19 protein-coding genes are annotated in these 20,830 nt (G+C 63.0%); 6 read left to right on the top strand and 13 right to left on the bottom strand.

Features of this window, described 5'->3' with window-relative positions; translation table 11 throughout:
- Positions 1-3 precede the first annotated feature (3 nt).
- The 6 genes from ACEWFR_RS19165 to ahaH all read right to left on the bottom strand — a co-directional run bounded on the left by ACEWFR_RS19165 (position 4) and on the right by ahaH (position 5,338).
- The gene (locus ACEWFR_RS19165; RefSeq protein WP_098725386.1) at positions 4-336 is read right to left on the bottom strand and encodes a V-type ATP synthase subunit F; all 333 of its coding nucleotides are present in this window, start codon (positions 334-336) and stop codon (positions 4-6) included.
- On the bottom strand, positions 333-1,385 hold the full coding sequence (locus ACEWFR_RS19160; protein ID WP_374062557.1) for a V-type ATP synthase subunit C: 1,053 nt from the start codon (positions 1,383-1,385) through the stop codon (positions 333-335). Before ACEWFR_RS19160 ends, ACEWFR_RS19165 begins: the two co-directional genes overlap by 4 nt.
- Positions 1,382-1,963, bottom strand: coding sequence for a V-type ATP synthase subunit E (locus tag ACEWFR_RS19155; RefSeq protein WP_374062556.1), 582 nt, complete (start codon positions 1,961-1,963; stop codon positions 1,382-1,384). Before ACEWFR_RS19155 ends, ACEWFR_RS19160 begins: the two co-directional genes overlap by 4 nt.
- Positions 1,964-1,987: 24 nt before the next feature.
- Positions 1,988-2,275: a hypothetical protein gene (locus tag ACEWFR_RS19150; protein WP_374062555.1), complete on the bottom strand. Its 288-nt coding sequence runs from the start codon at positions 2,273-2,275 to the stop codon at positions 1,988-1,990.
- Between the two features lie 455 nt (positions 2,276-2,730).
- Positions 2,731-5,019: a V-type ATP synthase subunit I gene (locus ACEWFR_RS19145; protein ID WP_374062554.1), complete on the bottom strand. Its 2,289-nt coding sequence runs from the start codon at positions 5,017-5,019 to the stop codon at positions 2,731-2,733.
- Positions 5,006-5,338 (bottom strand): ATP synthase archaeal subunit H, encoded by a 333-nt coding sequence (gene ahaH, locus ACEWFR_RS19140; RefSeq protein WP_098725390.1) that lies wholly within the window; start codon positions 5,336-5,338, stop codon positions 5,006-5,008. Before ahaH ends, ACEWFR_RS19145 begins: the two co-directional genes overlap by 14 nt.
- 156 nt (positions 5,339-5,494) lie before the next feature.
- Between ahaH and ACEWFR_RS19135 the strand changes: the two genes are divergently transcribed.
- Positions 5,495-6,118 (top strand): methyltransferase domain-containing protein, encoded by a 624-nt coding sequence (locus tag ACEWFR_RS19135; RefSeq protein WP_374062553.1) that lies wholly within the window; start codon positions 5,495-5,497, stop codon positions 6,116-6,118.
- Between the two features lie 23 nt (positions 6,119-6,141).
- Here the strand turns inward: ACEWFR_RS19135 and ACEWFR_RS19130 are convergent, their stop codons facing one another.
- Together ACEWFR_RS19130 and ACEWFR_RS19125 are read right to left on the bottom strand one after the other, a co-directional pair.
- Complete coding sequence (locus ACEWFR_RS19130; RefSeq protein ID WP_374062563.1) at positions 6,142-6,588, bottom strand: type IV pilin; 447 nt, start codon at positions 6,586-6,588, stop codon at positions 6,142-6,144.
- A gap of 140 nt (positions 6,589-6,728) precedes the next feature.
- On the bottom strand, positions 6,729-7,961 hold the full coding sequence (locus ACEWFR_RS19125; RefSeq protein WP_374062552.1) for a hypothetical protein: 1,233 nt from the start codon (positions 7,959-7,961) through the stop codon (positions 6,729-6,731).
- Between the two features lie 202 nt (positions 7,962-8,163).
- On the opposite strand from ACEWFR_RS19125, the gene ACEWFR_RS19120 reads away from it, so the two are divergent.
- Entirely contained in the window at positions 8,164-9,522 is a 1,359-nt protein-coding gene (locus ACEWFR_RS19120; protein WP_374062551.1) for a helix-turn-helix transcriptional regulator, read from the top strand.
- A gap of 33 nt (positions 9,523-9,555) precedes the next feature.
- Here ACEWFR_RS19120 and ACEWFR_RS19115 read toward each other — a convergent pair whose 3' ends face one another.
- Entirely contained in the window at positions 9,556-10,272 is a 717-nt protein-coding gene (locus ACEWFR_RS19115) for a hypothetical protein (protein WP_374062550.1), read from the bottom strand.
- A gap of 553 nt (positions 10,273-10,825) precedes the next feature.
- Positions 10,826-11,821 (bottom strand): radical SAM protein, encoded by a 996-nt coding sequence (locus tag ACEWFR_RS19110; protein WP_374062549.1) that lies wholly within the window; start codon positions 11,819-11,821, stop codon positions 10,826-10,828.
- Positions 11,822-11,971: 150 nt separating this feature from the next.
- Here ACEWFR_RS19110 and ACEWFR_RS19105 point away from each other — a divergent pair, with 150 nt between their 5' ends.
- From ACEWFR_RS19105 to ACEWFR_RS19095, 3 genes are all read left to right on the top strand, one after another.
- Positions 11,972-13,918 (top strand): PAS domain S-box protein, encoded by a 1,947-nt coding sequence (locus tag ACEWFR_RS19105; RefSeq protein ID WP_374062548.1) that lies wholly within the window; start codon positions 11,972-11,974, stop codon positions 13,916-13,918.
- A 102-nt stretch (positions 13,919-14,020) separates the two neighbouring features.
- A complete protein-coding gene (locus ACEWFR_RS19100) occupies positions 14,021-15,934 on the top strand; it encodes a PAS domain S-box protein (protein ID WP_374062547.1) in 1,914 nt (637 codons plus the stop codon).
- 153 nt (positions 15,935-16,087) lie between these two features.
- The gene (locus ACEWFR_RS19095; RefSeq protein ID WP_374062546.1) at positions 16,088-17,203 is read left to right on the top strand and encodes a DUF373 family protein; all 1,116 of its coding nucleotides are present in this window, start codon (positions 16,088-16,090) and stop codon (positions 17,201-17,203) included.
- Positions 17,204-17,208: 5 nt separating this feature from the next.
- Here ACEWFR_RS19095 and ACEWFR_RS19090 read toward each other — a convergent pair whose 3' ends face one another.
- The 3 genes from ACEWFR_RS19090 to ACEWFR_RS19080 form a co-directional block, all read right to left on the bottom strand.
- On the bottom strand, positions 17,209-18,051 hold the full coding sequence (locus ACEWFR_RS19090; protein WP_374062545.1) for a polyprenyl synthetase family protein: 843 nt from the start codon (positions 18,049-18,051) through the stop codon (positions 17,209-17,211).
- Positions 18,052-18,367: 316 nt separating this feature from the next.
- Positions 18,368-19,324 carry an electron transfer flavoprotein subunit alpha/FixB family protein gene (locus ACEWFR_RS19085; protein WP_374062544.1) on the bottom strand — a complete coding sequence of 319 codons (957 nt, stop codon included), beginning with the start codon at positions 19,322-19,324 and terminating at the stop codon, positions 18,368-18,370.
- A complete protein-coding gene (locus ACEWFR_RS19080) occupies positions 19,321-20,112 on the bottom strand; it encodes an electron transfer flavoprotein subunit beta/FixA family protein (RefSeq protein WP_374062543.1) in 792 nt (263 codons plus the stop codon). The genes ACEWFR_RS19085 and ACEWFR_RS19080 overlap by 4 nt, the downstream gene beginning before the upstream one ends.
- A 206-nt stretch (positions 20,113-20,318) precedes the next feature.
- Here ACEWFR_RS19080 and ACEWFR_RS19075 point away from each other — a divergent pair, with 206 nt between their 5' ends.
- On the top strand, positions 20,319-20,819 hold the full coding sequence (locus ACEWFR_RS19075) for a TRAM domain-containing protein (RefSeq protein ID WP_374062542.1): 501 nt from the start codon (positions 20,319-20,321) through the stop codon (positions 20,817-20,819).
- Positions 20,820-20,830: the final 11 nt, after the last annotated feature.

The raw sequence follows: 20,830 nt of genomic DNA, 5'->3' as shown, positions 1-20,830 counted from the left end.
AGTTTAGCTGTCTTCGTCCTCGTCCATCAGGTCGATCCCGATCGCGCGTTTGATCTGGTCGCGCAGGCCGCCGCCACCGGTGCCGCTGCCGATGGTGACGACGACCGGCTCGACGCTCGTTTCGACGTCCTGTCGAACGTTCCGCGACAGATAGTCGAGGTCCTCGTCGTGCATGATGACGATGCCGACGCCCTCGTCCTCGAGGGCAGTCATCGCCGCGTCGTCTAACCGTTCATCCTTCTCGTCGTCCGGAACGTTCTCGAATCGGCGGACGCCCGCGAGGCGAAAGCCGGTCGTGAACTCCGGGCTGCCGACGACTGCGATTTCCTGGCTCATAGAGTCACCAGCTCCTCTTCGATTTCGTCCTCGGAAAGGCCGACTTCGCGACCCCGTGCGATCGCGCGAATGTTTTCGACCTCGCGCTCCTTCGCGAGGATGTACGACAGCACGGCCGACACGGAGGTCGGATAGATGCTCGAGAGCGTGTCCGCGTACTCGAGCAACGCAGCGTCTAGTGCGTGCTCGAACTGGATAAGGCTATCAGCTTCTCGCAGCCGCGAGAGCGCGTCCGAGAGCCGGTCGCCGTAGCGGCCGTTTTCGGCGATGTGATCGACGAGCGCGTCGTAGTCGCCGATGAGTCGGCTTAGCTCCGACTCGCTGAACAGGACGCCGCCCTCGATGTAGTAGCTCGCCGGATCGAGGTCGGCCCCGCTCCGTGCGAGACGCAACGCGTTCCGAGCGTTTCGAAAGTCGATTTCGGCCTCGAGAAACTCGACGTAGTTCGCCTCTGGCCCCTCGTAGGGCCGGCCGAGGTCTGCGAGCAGGTTCTCGTAGAACGCTCGGTCCAGCGCGTTTTCGAGCGGAATGAGCGCACCGGTCTCCTCGAACGCTTCGGTGGCGGACGCCAGCGGCTCGCCGAATATCGATCCGTCGAGTAGCTCGATCACGTCATCGATCTCGTCGACCTCGACCAGCCGATCGATCGTCCGCTCGTCGAGTTCGCCGGCGCGGATGAGGTCCGTCCGGATCTCCTCGGGATCGCTGTCGGTGTAGATCCCGCGGATAATCACCTTGATGTTCCAGACGTCGAACTTCCGGAGGTACCGGGCGATGAGGTCGTAGAGTCGTCCGTTCGACCACTCCAGAAGATCGTCGAAGTGCTTCGCGAGGTTGCGGTTCAGCGCGTACTCGATCAAGTCGACGCCCGAAAACCGCGTTCCGAGCTCGTTGATTTCGCGCTCGTACTCCGTTTCTTCCATGAACCGCGCGATCTCGCTCGGCCCCATCCGGATCAGCTTGCGGTAGTCTTCGTCCGCGAACAGCGTGGCTCGGCGTGACCGAACGCGAGCGTTCACGTATTCCGGATTTGAGGCACCTGCGCTCATTGTTCGAAGAGTCGGTTGCTGATCTCCTGGAGGTTGTCTTCCCACACGTCCTCGAGCACCGAGTCGAACGTGTTGTTGATTCGGACGCGGGACTGGTCGCTCTCGACGACGACGCCGCCAAGACAGTCGTACTCGCCGGCGTACTCGTAGCCGTCGTAGTCGTCGATGATCGACTCGATCAGTTCGGCGTCCTCGTCGCGACCGTAGACGTTGACGTCGTCGCCCTCGTCGAACTCGGCGCTCGCTGCGTCGAGCAGGTCGCGTGTGAGTTCCTCGCGGGTGTCTGCCTCGAGTGCGACGAGTTCCGATTCGACCGCGTCACGGACCTCGCCGAGGACGTCACGGCGTGCCTCCAGGCGCTTTTGTTTCGCCTCCAGCTTCGCGCTGGAGAGTCGCTGTTCGCGCAACTGCTCGATCTCGCGTTCGACGTCGGCTTCGGCGTCGGCGACGATCTCGTCTGCGTCTGCTTGGGCGGTCGACTCGATCTCTTCGGCGCGCGTTTCGCCCTCCGATCGGATGTCCTCCGCACGCGCGTGAGCCTCTTCTCGAATGTCCTCAACGACTGTATCCAGACTCATAGTAAGAAAGTTCGATAGAACGCTTTAGACGAAGAGCGCGACCAGCGCGAAGATCACGAGCGTCTCGGGCAGGACTGTCAGGAGGATCCCGATACCTGGCGAGATGGAGTCTTCGGCGAGCGCGCCGACGACTGCGGCACCGATACCGCGCTCCGCATACCCTGCGCCGATCGCTGCGAGACCGATACCGAGTGCAGCTGCCGCTCCCTGCTCGATCGATGGGCCGCCGCCCGCGGCACCGTCTTGCTGCAGGACGACGTTCTCGGCGAGACTGTTCATGGCGATCGCGATGTCAGGTAGAGGTTCGATCATGATTACGTGTTCTCTTGTGGTTGTGAAACCGGACAGGTTCTACTACTCCCCACCGTCTTCATAAAACTTCCCAAACCATATTGCCGAATCCCGTCGTGTAGCCGCTGAGCTCCCTTCACGGAGGATATTACATTTTCCGATTTCCGACCGGCTGTGTCGCTCGTTCACTCGTCTCGAGACCGGGGCCAATCGAGAGGTGCTCTCGCCGACGAGTCGTTATCGTAGCCATTGAAACGATTTCCACACTGATCGCAACGCCGTCGTTCGATCAGGTGTGCAGTGACTTTCAGTGGCTACTATCGCGCTCTATTTCGCTCTATCAACGAGTGACATCGAATACCCGTTAGCGATTGTGACTCGTTCTCGCTTCCGAGCAGGTCCAAGAACACTGCGAGCTGCCGCTCGAGTAGCCTATGACAGTTGATAGATACAGCAGAGAACGGTGAGCGGTCGTCTCAGTCGTCGTCGGACGAACGCTCGTGGCCGAAGGGGCTGAACTCTCGGCCGCCGCCCTCGTAGAATTTGTTGAAGAACTCGACGTACTCGAGGCGGATCCCCTGCAGGCCGGCGCTCGTGACACCGAGCAGGAGGACGACGATGTGGCCGAGGACGAGGATGAACACGCCGATGATGGCCGTGCCGATCCCGCCGTGGAGCAGGCCGTTGAACATGACCTCCGTTACCTCGTGGCCGTGATAGGTTCCCTGCTCGAGCATGTACTGGGGCGCGTGGCTCGTTCCGAAGTGCCACTCGGCACCGGACTCCGTCTCGACGACGTACACCCCGAAGAACAGCATGTTGACGACGAACGCCATACCTGCCTTCGCGAGAATGACCGCTGCGATCCGCAGGTACGAGAGCACGTCACCGAGGACGCTGAAGCTCTCGAGGCCGCCGATGATGATCCCGAGCACGCCGTAGTGTCGGACCTCGCCGTAGATCATTGTCACCAGCCCGATCACCGCGACCGGAATGCCGATGTAGAGACCAACCTCGGCTGGGAGGCCCGTGAAGCCGAGTTCGTACGCCGCCTCGGATCCGTTACCGAGCGAGGTGTAGAGGAACGACGGCTTCGGGCCGTCGTACTCTGGCGCCGATCCGACGCCGTGAAGGCTGAAGATCCAGGCCCAGAAGCCGAGCATGAGCAGCGCCCACGAACCGTGTTCGAAGTAGGATTCGGCGACACCGTGGCTCATGTCGTTGATGAAGCCGAGGATGTAGCCGACGGTGAGGTGGAGCAGACCGAGCAGGACGCTCAGCATGAGCCACGTCTGGCTGTACTTCGAGTACACCGGCTGGAGGCCCTTGTGCATCGGCGGCGAGCCGCCGAAGAGGATATCTCCCAGGACGTGCATGCCGAAGATTTCCCCGTACAGGATACCGAACAGCATCGTGAAGCCGCCGGCCCACATCCCGATCGCACCGAGGCTCCGAATCACGTCGCTGTCGAAGCGACTGTACAGCAAGAATCCGATCGCCGTGTACAGGATCCCGTAGCCGAGGTCGCCAATCATGAACCCGAAGAACGCCGGGAACGTCAACAGCAGGAATATCGTCGGATCGAGTTCGCTGTACTTCGGTCGGTCGATCATCCTGAGCAGGAACTCGAATGGCTTCGCCGCACCGGTGTTGTCCTGCACGACGGGCGGTTCGTCCACCATCGTCACGACGCCGGTGCTACCGGTCGCCGTCGTGCCACCGTCGGCGGCCACCTCTCGAGTCGCAGCCTCTCGTTCCTCCTCGTCAGTCGTCTCGTCCGAGCCGCCGGGTCCGCCGTGGTCGACGTCTTCCGTGTGCGTCGGATACCCTTCATCGTTGTAATCGGCTCGCACGAGTTCCTCGACTTCGATGCTGTCGCCGACGGCGTCGTTCAGCGTGGTGACGAGTCGATCGTACTCGTCCGTCGGGAGCCAGCCCTCCGCGACGAACGCGTGTTCGGTTGTCGCGAACTGCAGCGGCGCTTCGGATTGCTGGACCTCGACGGTCAGTTCCTCCTCGACGCGCAGGAGGAATGCGGCTTCCTCACGCTTGATCTCGTCGAACTCCGCGTCGATCTCGTCGATACGTGACTCGAGTTCACGCTTGCGCGTCTCGAGTTCGTCGACGTAGTCGTCCGGACTCCGCTCGGTGTCGGGAACCTCGTAACGGGTGAAATCGACACCGACCAGCGCATCGTCGATCGGGTCTTCGTCGGCGTCCGCGGTGGGTGCGGCCACAACGGCCACGATCTCGCCACCAGTGAACGTCTCGAACGCCCGAATATCCTCGGACGCGTCGACGGCCGCCTCGACCTCGTCGAGGGGGCCTTCGCCGACGAGGACGGCGACCGTCTCGTACCCCGACAGCAGGTCGAGGTCGATACCGAGCTCCGCGAACGGAGCGACGCGGTCGATCTTCTCGTTGATCTGCCGGAGTTCCTCGTTGATCTCCCCGCGGCGATCGTCGAGTTCGTTGACTCGCGTCCGGACTTCCTCGAGTCGCTGTTCCCAGCCCGTCTCGAGCGTTCCCGGTTCGGCCTCGTCGGCCGATAGTTCCAGGGTGCTCTCAAGGGCGCGGACGGTCACCAACTTCTCGGAGGACTGCTCGGCACCCGCCATTGGGTCGCCGTTGTCGAACCCCTCCCAGGAGCCGTCGTAGTCCGAGAGGTGGACGAGATTCAGTTCGTGAACCGTCTCGATAACCGTGGGCATGACGCCTCTGGACCCGGTCACCGAGACCTTGCTCATCCGCTCAGGTCTGAGCATGGACGTCCTCCTGGAACAGTTCGACGACGTGGTCGGTCACTTCGTCGACCCGATCCCGGGCGCGCTCGGCCAGCGCCTCGCGCTCGCGTTCGCCTTCTTCGAGGACCCGCTCGCACTCCGCATCGATCTCCTCGCGAGCGTCCTCCAGGCGGCGCTCCGTCAACTCTTGGGCCTCCTGTTCCGCTTCCGTGCGAATCTCCTCGGCTCGTTCCCGGGCCTCGGCTATTCGCTCGTCGCGGTCGTTTTCTGCCTGTGCGACGATCTCGTCGGCCTCCGCTTCCGCCGACTTAATTCGTTCGAGAACCTGTGGCCTCGGCATACTCTAAGCAGTCGGACGTTTGCCAGAGCGCGTATATGGTAGTTGCGAAACTAACTCAGCGCGACCCGGTCCAAACGGGCGGTAATATCTACTTACATCACGTTCGGAGCGCCGGGAACAGCAGACATATGGCGATCGGACCGAAACTCGTCACAAATGGGACTTCTCGAGAACAAGGCCCGTGCCCGACTGTTTTACAAGTACCTCTCACGGGTCTACGATCGGGTGAACCCCTTCATCTGGAACGCGGAGATGCGAAACGAGGCCCTCTCGCTGCTCGAACTCGAGGACGACATGACCGTCCTCGACGTCGGCTGCGGTACCGGCTTCGCGACCGAGGGGCTGCTCGAACACGTCGACGAGGTCTACGCGCTCGACCAGAGCGAACACCAACTCGCACAGGCGTACGAGAAGTTTGGCACCCGCGCGCCGCCGGTGCACTTCCACCGCGGCGACGCCGAGCGGTTGCCGTTCGCGACCGATACGTTCGACGTCGTCTGGTCCTCCGGCTCGATCGAGTACTGGCCGAACCCGATCCTCGCATTGCGGGAGTTCCGTCGTGTCCTCAAACCCGGCGGACAGGTGCTCGTCGTCGGACCGAACTACCCCGACAACGTCGTCAGTCAGCTGGTGGCCGACTCGATCATGCTCTTCTACGACGAGTACGAGGCCGATCGCATGTTCAAAACCGCCGGCTTCGAGGACGTGAAACACGCGTTCATGGGGCCGTCGTACGATCCCGACGTCGCGATTACGACGATCGGTCGCGCACCGGAGTAATCAAGCGGGTATCGCAGCCCTCGTCACGTCGCCGTCGTCTCGAGGGTAACCACCCGTCGCCCATCGACGGTGAGCGTGACCGTGACCGAATCGCCCGCCGCGAGCGTCGGGCTGTTGTTGGCGATCGACACGCCGGCCCGCTCCCCTGCCGTCCACGCCGAATCACTTTTCGCGTTGAACGGGCCGTCGGGCGCGCCGTCGAATCCCTTCGCACCCACGAACGGAATCGGCGGCTGTGCGTCCAATTCTGTGCCATCGACTGCGATCGTTACCGATAGCGCCTCGACGTCGATTGCGTCACCCGCGACGTGCTCGATCGTGATCGATGAGTCGTTTCCGTCGGCCTCGAGTTCGAAGCTCGCGGTCGGCCCGGGCGACTCGAGCGACCACGCGCCGACGCCGACCACGACGACGGCCGCGAGGCAGACGGTGAGTGCGACTAATACGAGGACGCCGATGACCGGACTGATACCGCGGTTCGATTCGGGTGCGCTCGCGGACGCGGATCCCGTGGTCAGCAGGCCAGTTGTCACACGTCCCGTGGCCGCCCGATCCGATATAAAGAGTCGTTCGAACTCGTCGAGGGGAGCCGCCGTCGACTACTCTCGATCTATCCGCTGATGCTCGTGCTGATACGCTTCCCGGTTGTCGTCTCCACGGTCAGCTCGTATCCGCCTCCGGGTGGTACGAACCACATCGTCCCGTCGGCGCCTGTTTTGCCGACTTCTGCCCCATTGATACTGATCGTCGCCGATCGCAACTCACCGGTCTCCGAATCCGAGACGATGAGTTCGCTCGGCCCGTCACCCACCGTTTTGTTGACCATCAGATCCAGTCCTCCCTTCGTTACGGGTTGCTGCGACGCCACCGGTAACGAATCATGATTCAGGAACTGCGCTTCCCGGTAAATGTCACTGGTTCCTCCGTCAAGGTACGTCTGGAGGTGGCCGTGATCGTGGCTAATGTCGAGCTTGTACAGCTGTACCGTCGTGTGCATGTTAAACGACGGTGACGACCTCGTCTCGTTCGCCCACGGATACATCTCGAGTGTATACTGGTACGCGTCAGTGAGACCGCTAAATTGGGACGGTTCTGAGACGTTTCGGTTGTCGAATCGGACGGCCTCACGAACGTAGTTCTCGTTGAGCATCGAGATAACGTAGCCGTTCTCGGAGGTTTCGACGGTGACAGTGGTCTCGCTGTCGGTCCTCTCCTGTCCGCGCGTCGCCGCCGCCAGCTGCGATCGGGCCTCGGTCCGATGCATCTCGAGTCTTCCCTGTTCGTCCTCGATCGGCAGCGAGCTGTTCGAGACTCCGCTCGACCGGTCATCGAGCTTCTCGAGTGACTTGGAGAGGACTGCGGCTTCCTCGTAGTTTCGAAGCAGCGTCTCCAGTAACCGCGAGCTCGACAGGGCCCCGTTCGCGTGCGCTCTCACGGCTCGCCGTTCGCGTGACTCGATCGCGTCGGATCGCTCTTTAATCCGATCGAACGCGTCCCGGAGCATCACTCGTTTTTCCTCGGCCGTCGCATCGTCGAACCCCCGGTCGATGATGGCGTATTGCGCGTGATCGGCCTGGATCTCGTCGTCCATACTTGCGAGCATCGTACCGACACCGTAGCTGGGTCTGGCGTGCTCGCTTCTGGCTGCGTTCTTGAGCCAGAGGCGGTTCGTCGTGTTCTCTAACACCTGTAGATCGGAGTCGGATCCATCTGCGGTCGACAGCTGCTGAAGGGAAGAATCGGAGGTCGCCGACAGGCTGTTTCCGGGAGCCGCAACGATGGGGGCGACGAGCAGCGAGAAACCGAGAAGTACTGCGAGGAGTGGCGGAATCGCGCGGTTCATCGGCCGACTCTATGCTCTCCTGATATAAAAACCGGTCGCACTCCCAGTAACTGCGAGTGCCCCGATTGAAAGACCGGTATATCAACTGCTTACCGCTCACTGGAAACCCTCTCTCCGCCGCGGAAACCCTTCACGGCCGTTAGTAACGTTTTATTTTCCGATGGAAAGTGTTTTTTCCCCCGGGAAACCACCGTTGGTACGCATGCGGGTAACCACCGCCGTCACACTCGCCCTCACAGCCCTCCTCACGATGTCCCTTTTCGGGGCGGTGGCCGTCGCGCCGGCTGCAGCCGAGACGCCGTCCGAACACGATCGGGCGGCTACGGTCGGCGATCGGTCCCATTCGCTGTCAGGTGTCGCACAGCCCTCCCACTTCGTCACTTCGCCCCGATCCCTCCCGGTCAAGTCAGCGTTTCCGTCCGTGGCTACCGCGCAATCGGATCCGCCGCTCGAGCGGCCCGTACCGAGTCAGATCATTCGGCTCTCCGTTCAGGATAACGGTGACGTCCGATGGACGTTCGAGAGCCGCTTTCGCATAACGAGCGCGGAAGACAAAGCGTTATTCGAAGACTATGCCGAGCAGTTCGAGGCCGGTCGGCACGATGCCACGTTCGATCTCGACCGATTCGATGAGGCTCAACAGACCGCCGAGCGGACGACTGGCCGTGACATGTCGATCGAAGACGCCGGTTGGGACGAGCCGCGGATCGTCGATTCGCCGAGCGGAGCCGACGGCGAGGACGTCCGGATCGGCGTCATCTCGTACTCGGTTACGTGGACGAACTTCGCCACCGTCGAGGGCGACCGGATCTATTTCGGTGACGCATTCCGGACCGAGAGCGGTACGTGGATGGGGTTATACGGGGGCCAACGACTCGTCGTCGAGACGCAGTCAAATTACGCGCTCGAAACCCCGACTCCGCTCACGTGGGACGGTCCGTACGAGTTCACGAGCGACGAACTCGAGATCGTGTTCGTCCAGACCGGGAGCGGAGGTGGGAACGGGGGCCCCCTGAACCTGTCGTGGTGGTGGCTTCTCGTTATCGGTGGAATTGTCGTCACCGCTGGGATCGGTGGGTATCTCCTGTTCCGACGTGACGGGCTGAGCGACCTGCCGATTCCGACCGAGCGGTTCCCGGTGCTCGAGTCGATCAGTATCGGTGGCCGGAGCGCTAGCGAGCGGACCTCGTCGGGTGACGCGTCCGACGGTCCCGGTCCCGCGGCCGGTGCGGCAAGTTCCACGAGCCAAGCGCCCGCGCCTGGCCGGACCAGTATCGACGATAGCGATACCGGCTCCGGCACTCGCCTCGAGTTCGAAGAGCAGATCACCGAGGACATCGATCCGGAGCTGTTGAGCGACGAGGAACGCGTCCTCCGCCTGCTCGAGCGAAACGGCGGCCGGATGAAGCAGGCAACCATCGTCTCGGAGACTGGCTGGTCGAACGCCAAGGTGTCGCAGTTGCTCTCGAAGATGGACGACGACGACGACATCGAGAAGCTCCGTATCGGCCGGGAGAACCTCATCACGCTGCCCGGTGTCGATCCGACCGAAACTAACTGAGCGGCTCGAACCGCTGTGGTGTCGGTTTACCGGTCAGTTGTCGCTCGTTTCCGAATCAGTAGAATTGTCGGACTCGTTGGGAGTAGTCGAGTCGTCGGTCTCCGTCTCTGGATTGTACTCGATGTTCTTGCCCACGGAGGCGTAGATGTCGTCCCAGTCCTTGTCCTCGTCCATCAGGTAGACCTCGACGGTCAGTGGCCCGTCCCCGAACTCTTCGATCCCAGCGGGACGAACATCGATGTGGAACGTGCCGTTTTCTTCCATGCGGACTTCGCTCGTGCGTTCGATCAGTTTCTGCTTGTCTTCATTGATTTTGACGAAGAAGTACGGCTCACCCTCTACGTCACCGTGTTCCGGCGGATCGACGTTCTCCATGCTCGTGTTGGCGACGACCTCGAGGTTGAAGTTCGAGTAGCCGTCACCGCTCGCTGCGGGCTCTTTGTCGACGAACGTCATTGATTTGATCCGATCCCCGCGTTTGTCTTCCATCGGTCGGTTCGGTTCCTCCGGTGGGTGCCACTCCGCGTTCGCAGTGTCGTCCCCGCCGTCGTCTCCGTCGTTTGTGTCTCCCTCGGATCCGTCCGAATCGGCGGAGTCGTCGGATCCGTTCGTTCCCGTTTCGCTCTCGTTCAATGATTCCGTATCATCTTCGCTCGACGGCTCATCCGCTTGTGATCCCCCGAGGCCGCTACACCCGGAGAGCGCAACGAGCAGTGCGACTGCGATAACAGCGACGGTTCGGAATTGCATCGTACCCCGTCGTACCCGGACGGTTGCCATTATTACAACCCCGATAAGCGACAGCGACCAATTCGACGGTAGACGGGACAGAAACTGATATGTAACGGCCGTTTTCGCGCGTTGCACGCTTCGGGACGATCCTTAAGCTGTGCACAAATGCCGTGAGCCTGTTCGCTCGTGACCGCTCTCGACGAAAATATCCGCCGAGTAGAATCCCGCTGCACCCTCGCTCACGAACGGCTCGGTTCGCGTGACGCATCGCACCGTCATCGACCGACTTGTCGCGCGACCGGTCCGCAGGAGGACCTCGGTCCCGCGAGACTCTCCCTCGCACAAAAACTCGCTTCGATTGTGATACCTACGCGAGCGGCGTCCGCTCGACGACCTGCCCGTCGTACGTCGGATACTACTCAGACGCGACCTTTTTTCTCGTCGGGTTCACTCCGTTCACCCTCCTCCAAAAAATCTCGACCAAAAACACCGGAAGAACTCCGTTCTTCCGAGCCCTCGTTCACTTCGTTCACGAGGAAGACCGCTCGCTCGCTTCGCTCACTCGCGGTACTCACGCCAGCGGCGTCCGCTCGACGACCTGCCCATCGTATGTCGGATACTGCTCGACGATTTCACCATCCTCGAGGTCTCCCTCCTCGATCATCTCTTCTAAGAGCCACCAGGCGACCTCGACGTGGTTCGTTTTGACGGTGTAGAACTCCTCGGGGACGCCGAGGGCTTCGAGGCGCTCGGGGTCGGTGTAGGCCTTGCCGTAGACGAGCGTCCCGTCGTCGGTGACGTCGTCGAACTCGCGGCGGACGTTGCGGGCCATGCGTTTGAGGCGGCGGCGGTGCTGGGCCGCGTCCTTGAAGACGGAGGTACAGAAGTAGACCTTCTCGTGGTCGCCCATGGCCTCGAGGATCTCCTCGCGGGAGCCGTCGACGGCGCTCATGTGATCCTCTTTGAGCTCGAAGCCCTGCTCTTGCATCCGGCGGTAGTTGCCGTCGCTCATCTCGAACTCGTTGATGTTACAGAACTCGGCGGCTCCCTCGTCGATCAGTTCGAGGAACTCCGCTTCGGCACGGATGCCGGGGATTTCGAAGGCCGGCGTTAGCCCCTCTTCGCGGGCGATGTAGAGGATGTCCTCCCACTCGGTGCCGTGGAGGTCGCCCCACTGTTCGTACGGTGGATGGAAGCGAATCTCGTCGAGACCGGCTTCCGAGAGGCGGCGCATGTTCTCGCGCCCGCCGGTGATGCCGGTGTAGAGGTGCGTGTGGTGGTCCTCGCCGAACTCGTCTTTGAGTAGCTCGAGGTAGTGACAGGTCCGGTCGAGGGCTTCCTGGGGCTCGCCGCCGGTGATCGACGTGCCCAGCGCGTCCATCCGGTGGGCTTCGGTGAGGACGTCTTCGTCGCTCTCGACGAGTCGCTCGTTGGCGTAGACGTCGGTGACGTTCTTGCGGTTCTCGCCGAGCGGGCAGTAAAAGCAGTCGCGCTGGTCGCAGTAACCGTAGACGAACAGCACCATCTTGCCACCTTTCGCGCACTGCTCACAGCCCTTCGAGATCATTCGAGGGAACGTACCCGCCCGAGCCTCAAAAGCAGTGCGAATCCCCAGCGTCGTTGTGCCCCGTTGGTTCATCTCGTGGGTGCGGTGGGGTATCGCCGATGCGATCGGCCATATACTATTATACATATCGTCCCTAATGATGGGTATCTGATGACTGGCGGGATCCACGTTCTTTGTGTTGACGACGACGCAGACTTCCGCGAGCTAACCGCCACCGTTCTCGAGCGTCGCAACGACGACATCGACGTGAGGACCGCGCGAAGCGGTCGTGACGGGCTGGCCGTCTTCGACGAGGGTACCGCGGACGCAGAGCCCGATCGCGATGTCGACTGCGTCGTCAGTGACTACGACATGCCCGACATGGACGGTCTCGAGTTGCTCGCGGCGGTCCGAGAGCGCGATCCGACGATGCCGTTCATTCTGTTTACCGGAAAGGGGTCCGAAACGATCGCGAGCGAAGCGATCTCGGCGGGCGTCACCGACTATCTCCAGAAGGGGACCAGCGATCAGTACACCGTGCTGGCGAACCGAATCGAAAATGCCGTCGAGAAACGCCGTGCCGACCGGGCACGACGCGAGAGCGAACGCGAACTCGAGCAGTACCGCGTGCTCGTCGAGACGGCCTCCGATGCGATGTACGTCCTCGACGACGCGGGGCGCGTGACTATCGCAAACGACGCGTTTTGCGATCTTCTCGATGTCGACCACGACCGCGTCGTGGGCGGCCACATTTCGACGTTCATCAGCAGAGCCTCGTTCGAGCGCGGTGTCAAGACGGTTCACCAACTGCGTTCCAGCGGTAGAGAGTCGGACTGCTTCGAATGCACCCTCGAGACCTCTACCGACGAGCAGTTCATCTACGAGGCCAACGTGTCCGTCATCACCGACGATACCGGCGAGTTTGCCGGCTCGACGGCGGTCATCCGCGACGTTACGTCGAGGAAGCAACGCGAACGCGAACTCGCGCAGTACGAACGAATTATCGAACTCGCACCGACTGCCCTCTTCATCCTCGACGCGGACGGGTCGATCGGCTGGTGCAACGACGAGTTCGCCGACGCGTTCGCCGAGGACAAGGCGGCGCTACTCGGAATGCCGTTCTCGGAACTCGTCGACCGCGGCTACTACGACGAGCAGGTGATGACCAAGTACGCCGAGGAGGTACGGACACTCCTCTCCTCGACGAGCGACCGCGACCGAGCGAAGTATCAGATTCAGTTTTACTCGGCCGACGACACGGTGCTCGTTCACGATGTCCACACCAAGTTGCTCCCGCTCGAGGACGGAGAGTTCGCCGGGACGATCCACGCCATCCGCGACATCACCCGTCGGCGTCACTACCGGCGCGAACTCGAGCGCCAGAACGAGCGCCTCGAGGAGTTCGCCACCGTCGTCTCACACGATCTGCGCAATCCGTTGAACGTCGCACAGGGACACCTCGAACGGCTCGAGCCACACCTCCACGAGCTACTGCCCGACAGCGTCGACGACGGTCGGGCAGCCGACAGCGATGCTGACGATCTCGAGGACGGGTACGGGCCGTCCGTCGGAGCGATCCGCCGGGCGCTCGATCGAATGGACGAACTGATCGACAACCTCCTTTCGCTCGCGCGCCACGGGCAGTCCGTCGACGACCCCGAGCCGGTCGAACTCTCGTCGCTCGTCCGCGACGCCTGGGAGGTCGTCGACACCGCAGACGCGCCCCTCGAGTGTTCGGTCGACGCGGTCGTCAGCGCCGACGAAGGACGTGCGCGGGCGTTGTTCGAGAACCTCTTCCGGAACGCGATCGAGCACGGCGGTCCCGACGTGACCGTCACCGTGGGCCGACTCGAGGACGAGGCCGCGGGCCGCCCCTCGAAGATGGGCTTTTACGTCGCCGACGACGGTCCGGGGCTCGAGACGGACGCCGACGAGATATTCGAGTTCGGACGGACGACGACGGCGGACGGCACCGGGTTCGGCCTCGCGATCGTCGAGGGGATCGCCGAGGCTCACGGCTGGACCGTCACCGCAGAGAGCGACGAAACCGGGACCCGCTTCGAGGTCCGAGGGGTGACCGTCCCGGCGGACGGTGCCCGATCCACGAAATCGACGTAGACGCCCTTCTCCGGCCGGAGAATCGCCATCCTCGTCGCCGGTCGCCGGCTCGGATTGGCCTATAGACTTAATTGATTCGCTTCCCACATGTCTCTCGTATCGATGGTAGACACTTTTCGTGTCCTCTGGGTCGGTGACAGTCAGGGATCGACCGTGGAGGCGCTCGAACGTCGATCCGACGCGTTCGACGTGACGTCCCGTCCCACGCCGGCCGACGCGATCTCTCATCTCGAACGCCACGAAGTGGATTGCGTCGTCGCTGGACTCGACCCGACCGCCGCGGCCGAGCTGGACGGCAGCGAGTTTTACCGGACTGTCCGCGAGCGCGCGCTGTCGCTTCCGCTTATCGTCTGCATCGACGAATCCGGTGACGGGGCTAGTGAGGCGATCGCAGCCGGCGCGACCGACCTCCACGTGCGCTCGAGCGGAGCCGAGGGGAGCGACCTACTGGCGAAGCGCATCGAGCTCGCGGTCGATCGGGACGGATCCGCGACGGAACGCGGTTCCGACCCGAGCCGTTCGACCGCCAATCAAACCGATAGCGACGAGAACGGGCCTCGACGGGACACGGCTGACGAACCCGACCTCGACGCTCCGAGCGAACTAGACCGATACCGGTCGTTCCTCGATCGGGTCGCCGATCCGATGTACATCCTCGACGAGCAGGAACGCTGTGCCGTCGTCAACGATGCGCTCCTCGAGTACACCGGCTACGGCCGGGAGCAGATCGAAGGTCGAGGGGTCGGCGAGTTCATCGACGAATCCGCATACGAGACTGCGACGACGACGATCGAACGTCTCTACGAGCAACACAACGGCAGCCGAGACGCGTTCGAAGTAACGATTCGAGGAGCTGACGGGGAGACTCGAATCAGCGAAGCGCACGTCACGGTCATCACAACCGATACGGATGAGTACGCTGGCTCCGTCGGCGTCCTTCGAGATGTCACGGAGCGCAAGGAACGCATCCGGGAACTCGGCCAGTACGAGGCGATCGTCGAGACCGCCCCGGTCGGGCTATTTGTGGTCGACGAGGACGGCTCCCTCCGCTGGCACAACGAGGCGTTCACGACTGATCTCGGCATCGAACGGGAGATCCTGGGCACACACTTCGCGGAGTTGGTCGACGAGGGATTCGTCCCCGAGGCGGTCCTCGAGAACCACCTCGAACGCGTTCGCCGGCTCCTTTCCTCGGAAAACGACGACGACCAGATCACCTATGAGGAGGAGTGGGTGGACGCGAACAGCGACCGCGGCGTTACCGAGTTCAGCATGGGACTGCTCCCGCTCGAGGACGGCGAATTCGCCGGCACCGTCCACGCGTTCCGAAACGTGACCGAACGCGTCCAATACCAGGAAGAACTCGAGCGTCAGAACGACCGGCTCGAAAAGTTCGCCAGTCTCGTCAGTCACGACCTCCGCAATCCGCTCAACGTCGCCCAGGGCCACCTCGACTTGCTCGAAACGGACTGCGAGAGCGACGCGGTCGACGAGACGCGGTGGGCGATCGACCGCATGGAGGAACTCATCGACGATCTGCTCGCACTCGCCCGGTATGGCCGGACGGTCGCCGACCGCGAGCGGATCGAGCTCGCCGACCTCGCCGAGGTGGCCTGGGCCGGAGTCGATACCGCCGACGCGACTCTGGTGGCGAATCTCGAGGGTACGATCACCGCCCACGAGGGGCGCGTCCGCGAACTCCTCGAGAACCTCTTCCGGAACGCCATCGATCACGGCGGCGAAGACGTGACGGTTACCATGGGCAAGCTGGATTCTGACACCGATACGGTCGGATTCTTCGTCGAGGACAACGGATCGGGGCTTCCCGACACCGACGACATCTTCGAGTTCGGGCGCACGACGACCGACGACGGAACCGGGCTCGGACTCGGCATCGTCACCGAAATCGCGGACGCACACGGCTGGCAGGTCAGCGCCTGCGACGGACGGGATGGCGGCGCGCGCTTCGAAATCCGCGGCGTCAACATCGTTCAGGAGACGCAACCGGCCGAGTGATCGGCGTCTCCCACCGTCCCGCCGCGTTCGGTTGGACGCTCCGGCAGTGAGCGGCCGTTTCCGAACGGCTCCGACTGCCGGCTTCTCGAGGCTACTCGCGGCGTTCTTCTCGCCCCAGAAGATGGAAATACCCCGCGCTCGAACGTTCGACCGATGCTGCTGGTCCTCTGTGTCGATCTCGACGACGACCTCGGCCGGAAGACCGGCTTTTCGACGCCGGTCATCGGTCGCGAGCCCGTCGAGGAAGCGGCCGTCGCCCTCGCGACCGCCGACCCGGAGGACTCGGACGTCAACGTCATCTTTCAGGGGTTGCACGTCTACGATGACCTCACCGAGCGCGACGAGAGCGTCGAGGTCGCCGTCGTCACCGGTAACGACCAGGGCGACGTCAGCGCCAACCGCGAGGTCGGCGACGAGGTCGACACCGTCCTCGCGAGCCTCTCGACCGGCGAGGACGTCACCGCACTCGTGGTCACCGACGGGGCCCAGGACGAGTCCGTTATCCCAATCATCCGCTCGCGGGTTCCCATTGACGGCGTTCGTCGGGTCGTCGTTCGACAGGCGCAGAACTTAGAGTCGATGTACTACACGATTAAGCAAGTGCTGAACGACCCCGAAACGCGCGGAACGGTGCTCATTCCGCTGGGAATCCTGCTGTTGATCTATCCGCTCGCGCTGATCGGAACCTTCCTGAACCTGCCGGGGTTCGTGCTGGGGACGACGTCGGCGCTGCTCGGACTCTATCTCATCTCGCGCGGGCTCGGTCTCGGTGACCGACTGGATGCGACCGTCGAACGCGCCCGCCGCTCGCTGTACGCCGGGCGGACGACTCTGTTGGCGTACATCGTTGCTGCTGCCCTGTTCGTTCTCGGCGGCGTCAGCGGCATGGACACACTCGAGTCAGTCCGTCGATCGACATCCGGCGACCTCGGGGTCCCCGTTATGCTCGCCGCGCTCGTCTACGGTTCGATCCACTGGTTCGCCGCCGCGGGGCTGACCACCAGCCTCGGCCAGATCACCGACGAGTACATCGCGGGCTCGCTCGAGTGGCGATACCTCAACGCGCCGTTTTACGTGCTCTCGATCGCGGTCGTTCTCCACGCGGTGAGCGCGTTCTTCCTCGGCGACGTCGAAATAGCCTATCTCGCGGCAGCGCTGACGGCGGGGACGCTGCTCGGCATCGTGAGCACGCTCACCTTCGCCGTCGCGGAGTCGCGGCTCTCCGACGCGGATCGAGATGACGGGACCCGCGGCGCCGAGCGCGTCTGAGCGAGTCACCGCTCGCGCTCGACGACGAACTCCGCCAGCTCGAGCAGGTACTTTCGCGCGTCGGGATCGGCGACCTCGACCCGATCTAGGGCCTCGATCGCCCGGTCAACTTCGTTGCGGGCGCGATCGTTCGCCTCCTCGGGCGTGAGCTTGGTCACCTGGACGACCGACGGCCGCTCGAGGGCGGCGTCGTGGCCGGTCGGTTTGCCCAGCGCTTCTGGATCGGCGACGGCGTCTAACACGTCGTCCCTGATCTGGAAGGCGACACCGACCCGTTCGGCGTACTCGCCGAGTGCGTCGACAGTAACGGGGTCGGAGTCGGCGGCGATCGCGCCGAGTTCCGCCGCGGCTCGAAATAGCGCGCCGGTCTTGCGCCGAGCGAGGGTCATGTACTCGTCCTCGTTCGCGGGTTCGGCCGACAGTTCGGTCGCCTCGCCGACGCCGAGTTCGACCATGGCGTCGGCGACGACCCGGGTCGCGTCCGGATCGGCGGAAAAGAGCGCGAAGGCTTCGCCCAGCAGTCCGTCGCTCGTGATAATCGCCGGCCCGTGGCCGAACTCGGCCCAGGCGCTGGTCGTCCCACGTCGCAGTTCGGAGCGATCGATGATGTCGTCGATGACCAGCGACGCCGTGTGGACGAGTTCGATCCCGACGCCGAACTCCACGGCGTCTTCGGCCCGTCCGCCGACGGTTTCGCAGGCCAGCAGTGTCACCATCGGTCGGACGCGCTTTCCCCCGGAGAGCGCGACGTGGCGAACTTCCTCGGAGAGCGTCTCGGGTTCGACCCCCTCGACCACCTCGACGAGACGCGTCTCGATCAGCGCCCGTCGGCGCTCCAGCAGTTCCATCACCCGGGCTTAGGATGCGGTGGAAAAGTAGCTAACGGATCCAGAACGATCCTTCTGCACCGACCTTTTTTCCGTTCGGGTTCGCTTCGCTCACCCTCACACAAAAAATCTCGACCAAAAACACCGGAAGAACGGAGTTCTTCCGAGCCCTCGTTCACTTCGTTCACGAGGAAGACCGCTCGCTCACCCTTCGGGTTCGCTCGCGGTACTATCGCTTTCTCGGTAAGCTCGAGACAACGCAACTCCTCGTTTCCGCTCGAGTCGTTTCCGGGCTCGCGACTACCAAAAAATCGGCGAAACGAGAGTCGACGCCTGCTCAGCCTTCGAACTCGTCGATGAGTTCGGGGACGACGTCGAAGAGGTCGTCGACGATCGCGTAGTCGGCGATGTCCATGATCGGCGCGTTGGGGTCCGTGTTGATCGCGACGATCGTATCGGAGCCCTTCATGCCGGCGACGTGCTGGACTGCGCCGGAGATACCGATGGCGATGTAGACGTCGGGCGTGACGACCTTGCCGGACTGGCCGACCTGTCGGTTCTTGGGCAGCCAGCCGTTGTCGACGATCGGACGCGAGGAGGACAGCGTCGCACCGAGTGCGTCCGCCAGATCGCGGATCAGGTCGAGGTTCTCCTCTTCTTCGATCCCGCGGCCGATCGAGACGAGGAGTTCGGCCTCGCTGATGTCGACGTCGCCGCCGCCGACCTCTTCGAAGCCGCTGACCGTCGAGCCGATGGCGTCCTCGTCGATGTCGGCGTCGAAGGCCTCGATCGAGGCGTCGCCGGTGCCTTCGGCCTGGGGCCATTCGGCACTTCGGATCGTGACGACCGCCTCGCCCTCGAGTTCGTTGGTCGTCTCGACCTTCCCACCGTACATCTCGCGGGTCGCGACGAGCGTCTCGCCGTCCGTCTCGAGGTTGATCGTGTCGGTGACGACGGGGAGATCGAGCTGGTTCGCGACGGCGGGGGCGTAGTCGAGTCCGTTGACGCTGTTGGGCGTCAGGACGTACTGCGGGGCGAGGTCGTCGTAGAGCTGCGTGATCGCCTGCGTGTAGACGTCGTGGTTGAACTCCTCGCCGTGGGAAACGGTGTGGATGGCGTCGACGCCGTCGCGATTGCACTTGTCGGCGAAGTCGTCGACGGTGCCGCTGATGACCGCGAGGTGAAGGTCGCCACCGGTTTCGTTGGCGAGTTCGCGCCCGGCGGTGATGATCTCGTAGCTGACGTCGCGCAGGTCGCCGCGGCGGTGGTCCGTGACCGCGAGGACATCCGTCATTGTGCCACCCCCTTGTCGCGGAGGAGTTCTCCCAGCTCAGACGCCGTTTCGTCGGCGCTGCCCTCCCAGAACGTCGCGTCGCTCTCGCTTTCGGGCTCGTACATGGCCGTCAAGTCGAGTTCGGATTCGACGGTCGCCTCGTCGACGCCGATGTCGGCGAGGGCCTTGACGTCGAGTTCTTTCCGCTGTGCCTGCCGAATACCGCGAAGACTGGCGTAGCGAGGCTCGTTGATCCCCGTCTGGATCGTCAACACGGCCGGGAGCTCGAGTTCGGTGAGTTCCTCGACGCCGCCCTCGAGTTCGCGTCGCACGGAGGCGACGCCGTCGTCGAGGTCGTGTTCGAGGTGGTTGACGACGGCGCCCCACTGGAAGCCGAGGTTCTCGGCGACGGAAACGCCGGTCGCGGCGAAGCTGTCGTCGCCGGCCTGGACGCCCGAGAGGACGAGGTCGGGATCTTCCGCTTCGATGACGGCGCTGAGGATCTCCGTCTTGGCGTTGACGTCGAGCAGGTCGACGCCCTCGAGGGAGTCGTCCCAGACGCGGACAGCGCGGTCGGCACCCTTTGCGAGCGCCTGTCGGATGGTCTGTTCGCACTCTTCCGGACCGATGGTGACGGTGACGACTTCGTCGGCGATACCGTCTTCCTGGAGCTGGACGGCCTCTTCGATCGCGTAGTCGTCCCACTCATTGAGATCGGCACCGAGGTACTGGTCGGCGATTTCCGTTCCCTCGATTTCGAACTCGTCTTCGACGGTCGCTACCTCTTTGACCGTAACGAGAATTTTCATCATCCATCACTGCAACGTCCATACCGTAAACCTTTTCGAAACCGCCCGTCACCCAGAAGGCGTTCAGTTACCATCCTTCAATTTTCATTCATTATTCGTTATGTCTGCAGTCGATTCTCCAACGGATGGCTACCAGTGTTTCGCCCGCTCTCGTTCGCGATCCGGAAGACGGAAACGGTTTAACGCCACCGCTGGTAGTGCCGCTCATGGCAGACTGTCCACTCGCCGATGACTGCCCAGAATTCTCCGAACGGATCTCGGGAATGGGATGTCAACACTACGGTGACCGGGGTGGCAAGGAGTGGTGCAACCAATACAATCAGCCGATCGACGATCTCAAGACCCAGCCGGTCAAGTCGGGCGAGGAAGTCGTCATCGACGTCGTCGACATGCACGAAAGCGGCGCCGGTGTCGGCCGAACCGAGGACGGATTCATCGTCATGGTCGACGGTATCTTACCGGAAGCCCGCGCTCGAGTCGAGATTACGCGGGTACACAGCAATCATGCACGAGCGGAGGAGCTAGAGATCCTGCCGATGGATCCCGACGACGACGAAGCCGAAGCGGCGGACGCGGACGCGGACGGAGACGAGAGCGCGGAGACGGAAGATGATGCAGCCATCGACGACGAAACCGGTGTGAACGACGATGATGGCGGCCCGCAGCGCGAGCGACTCGGCAGCCGCGATAACTTCTGGGGCTCCTAACACCCGCCTCG

Source organism: Natrinema sp. H-ect4, from assembly GCF_041894845.1.
In the GTDB taxonomy this organism is placed as follows: Archaea; Halobacteriota; Halobacteria; order Halobacteriales; family Natrialbaceae; genus Natrinema.
The sequence above is the reverse complement of the archived record's forward strand: the minus strand, read 5'-3'. Positions and strand labels throughout refer to the sequence as shown.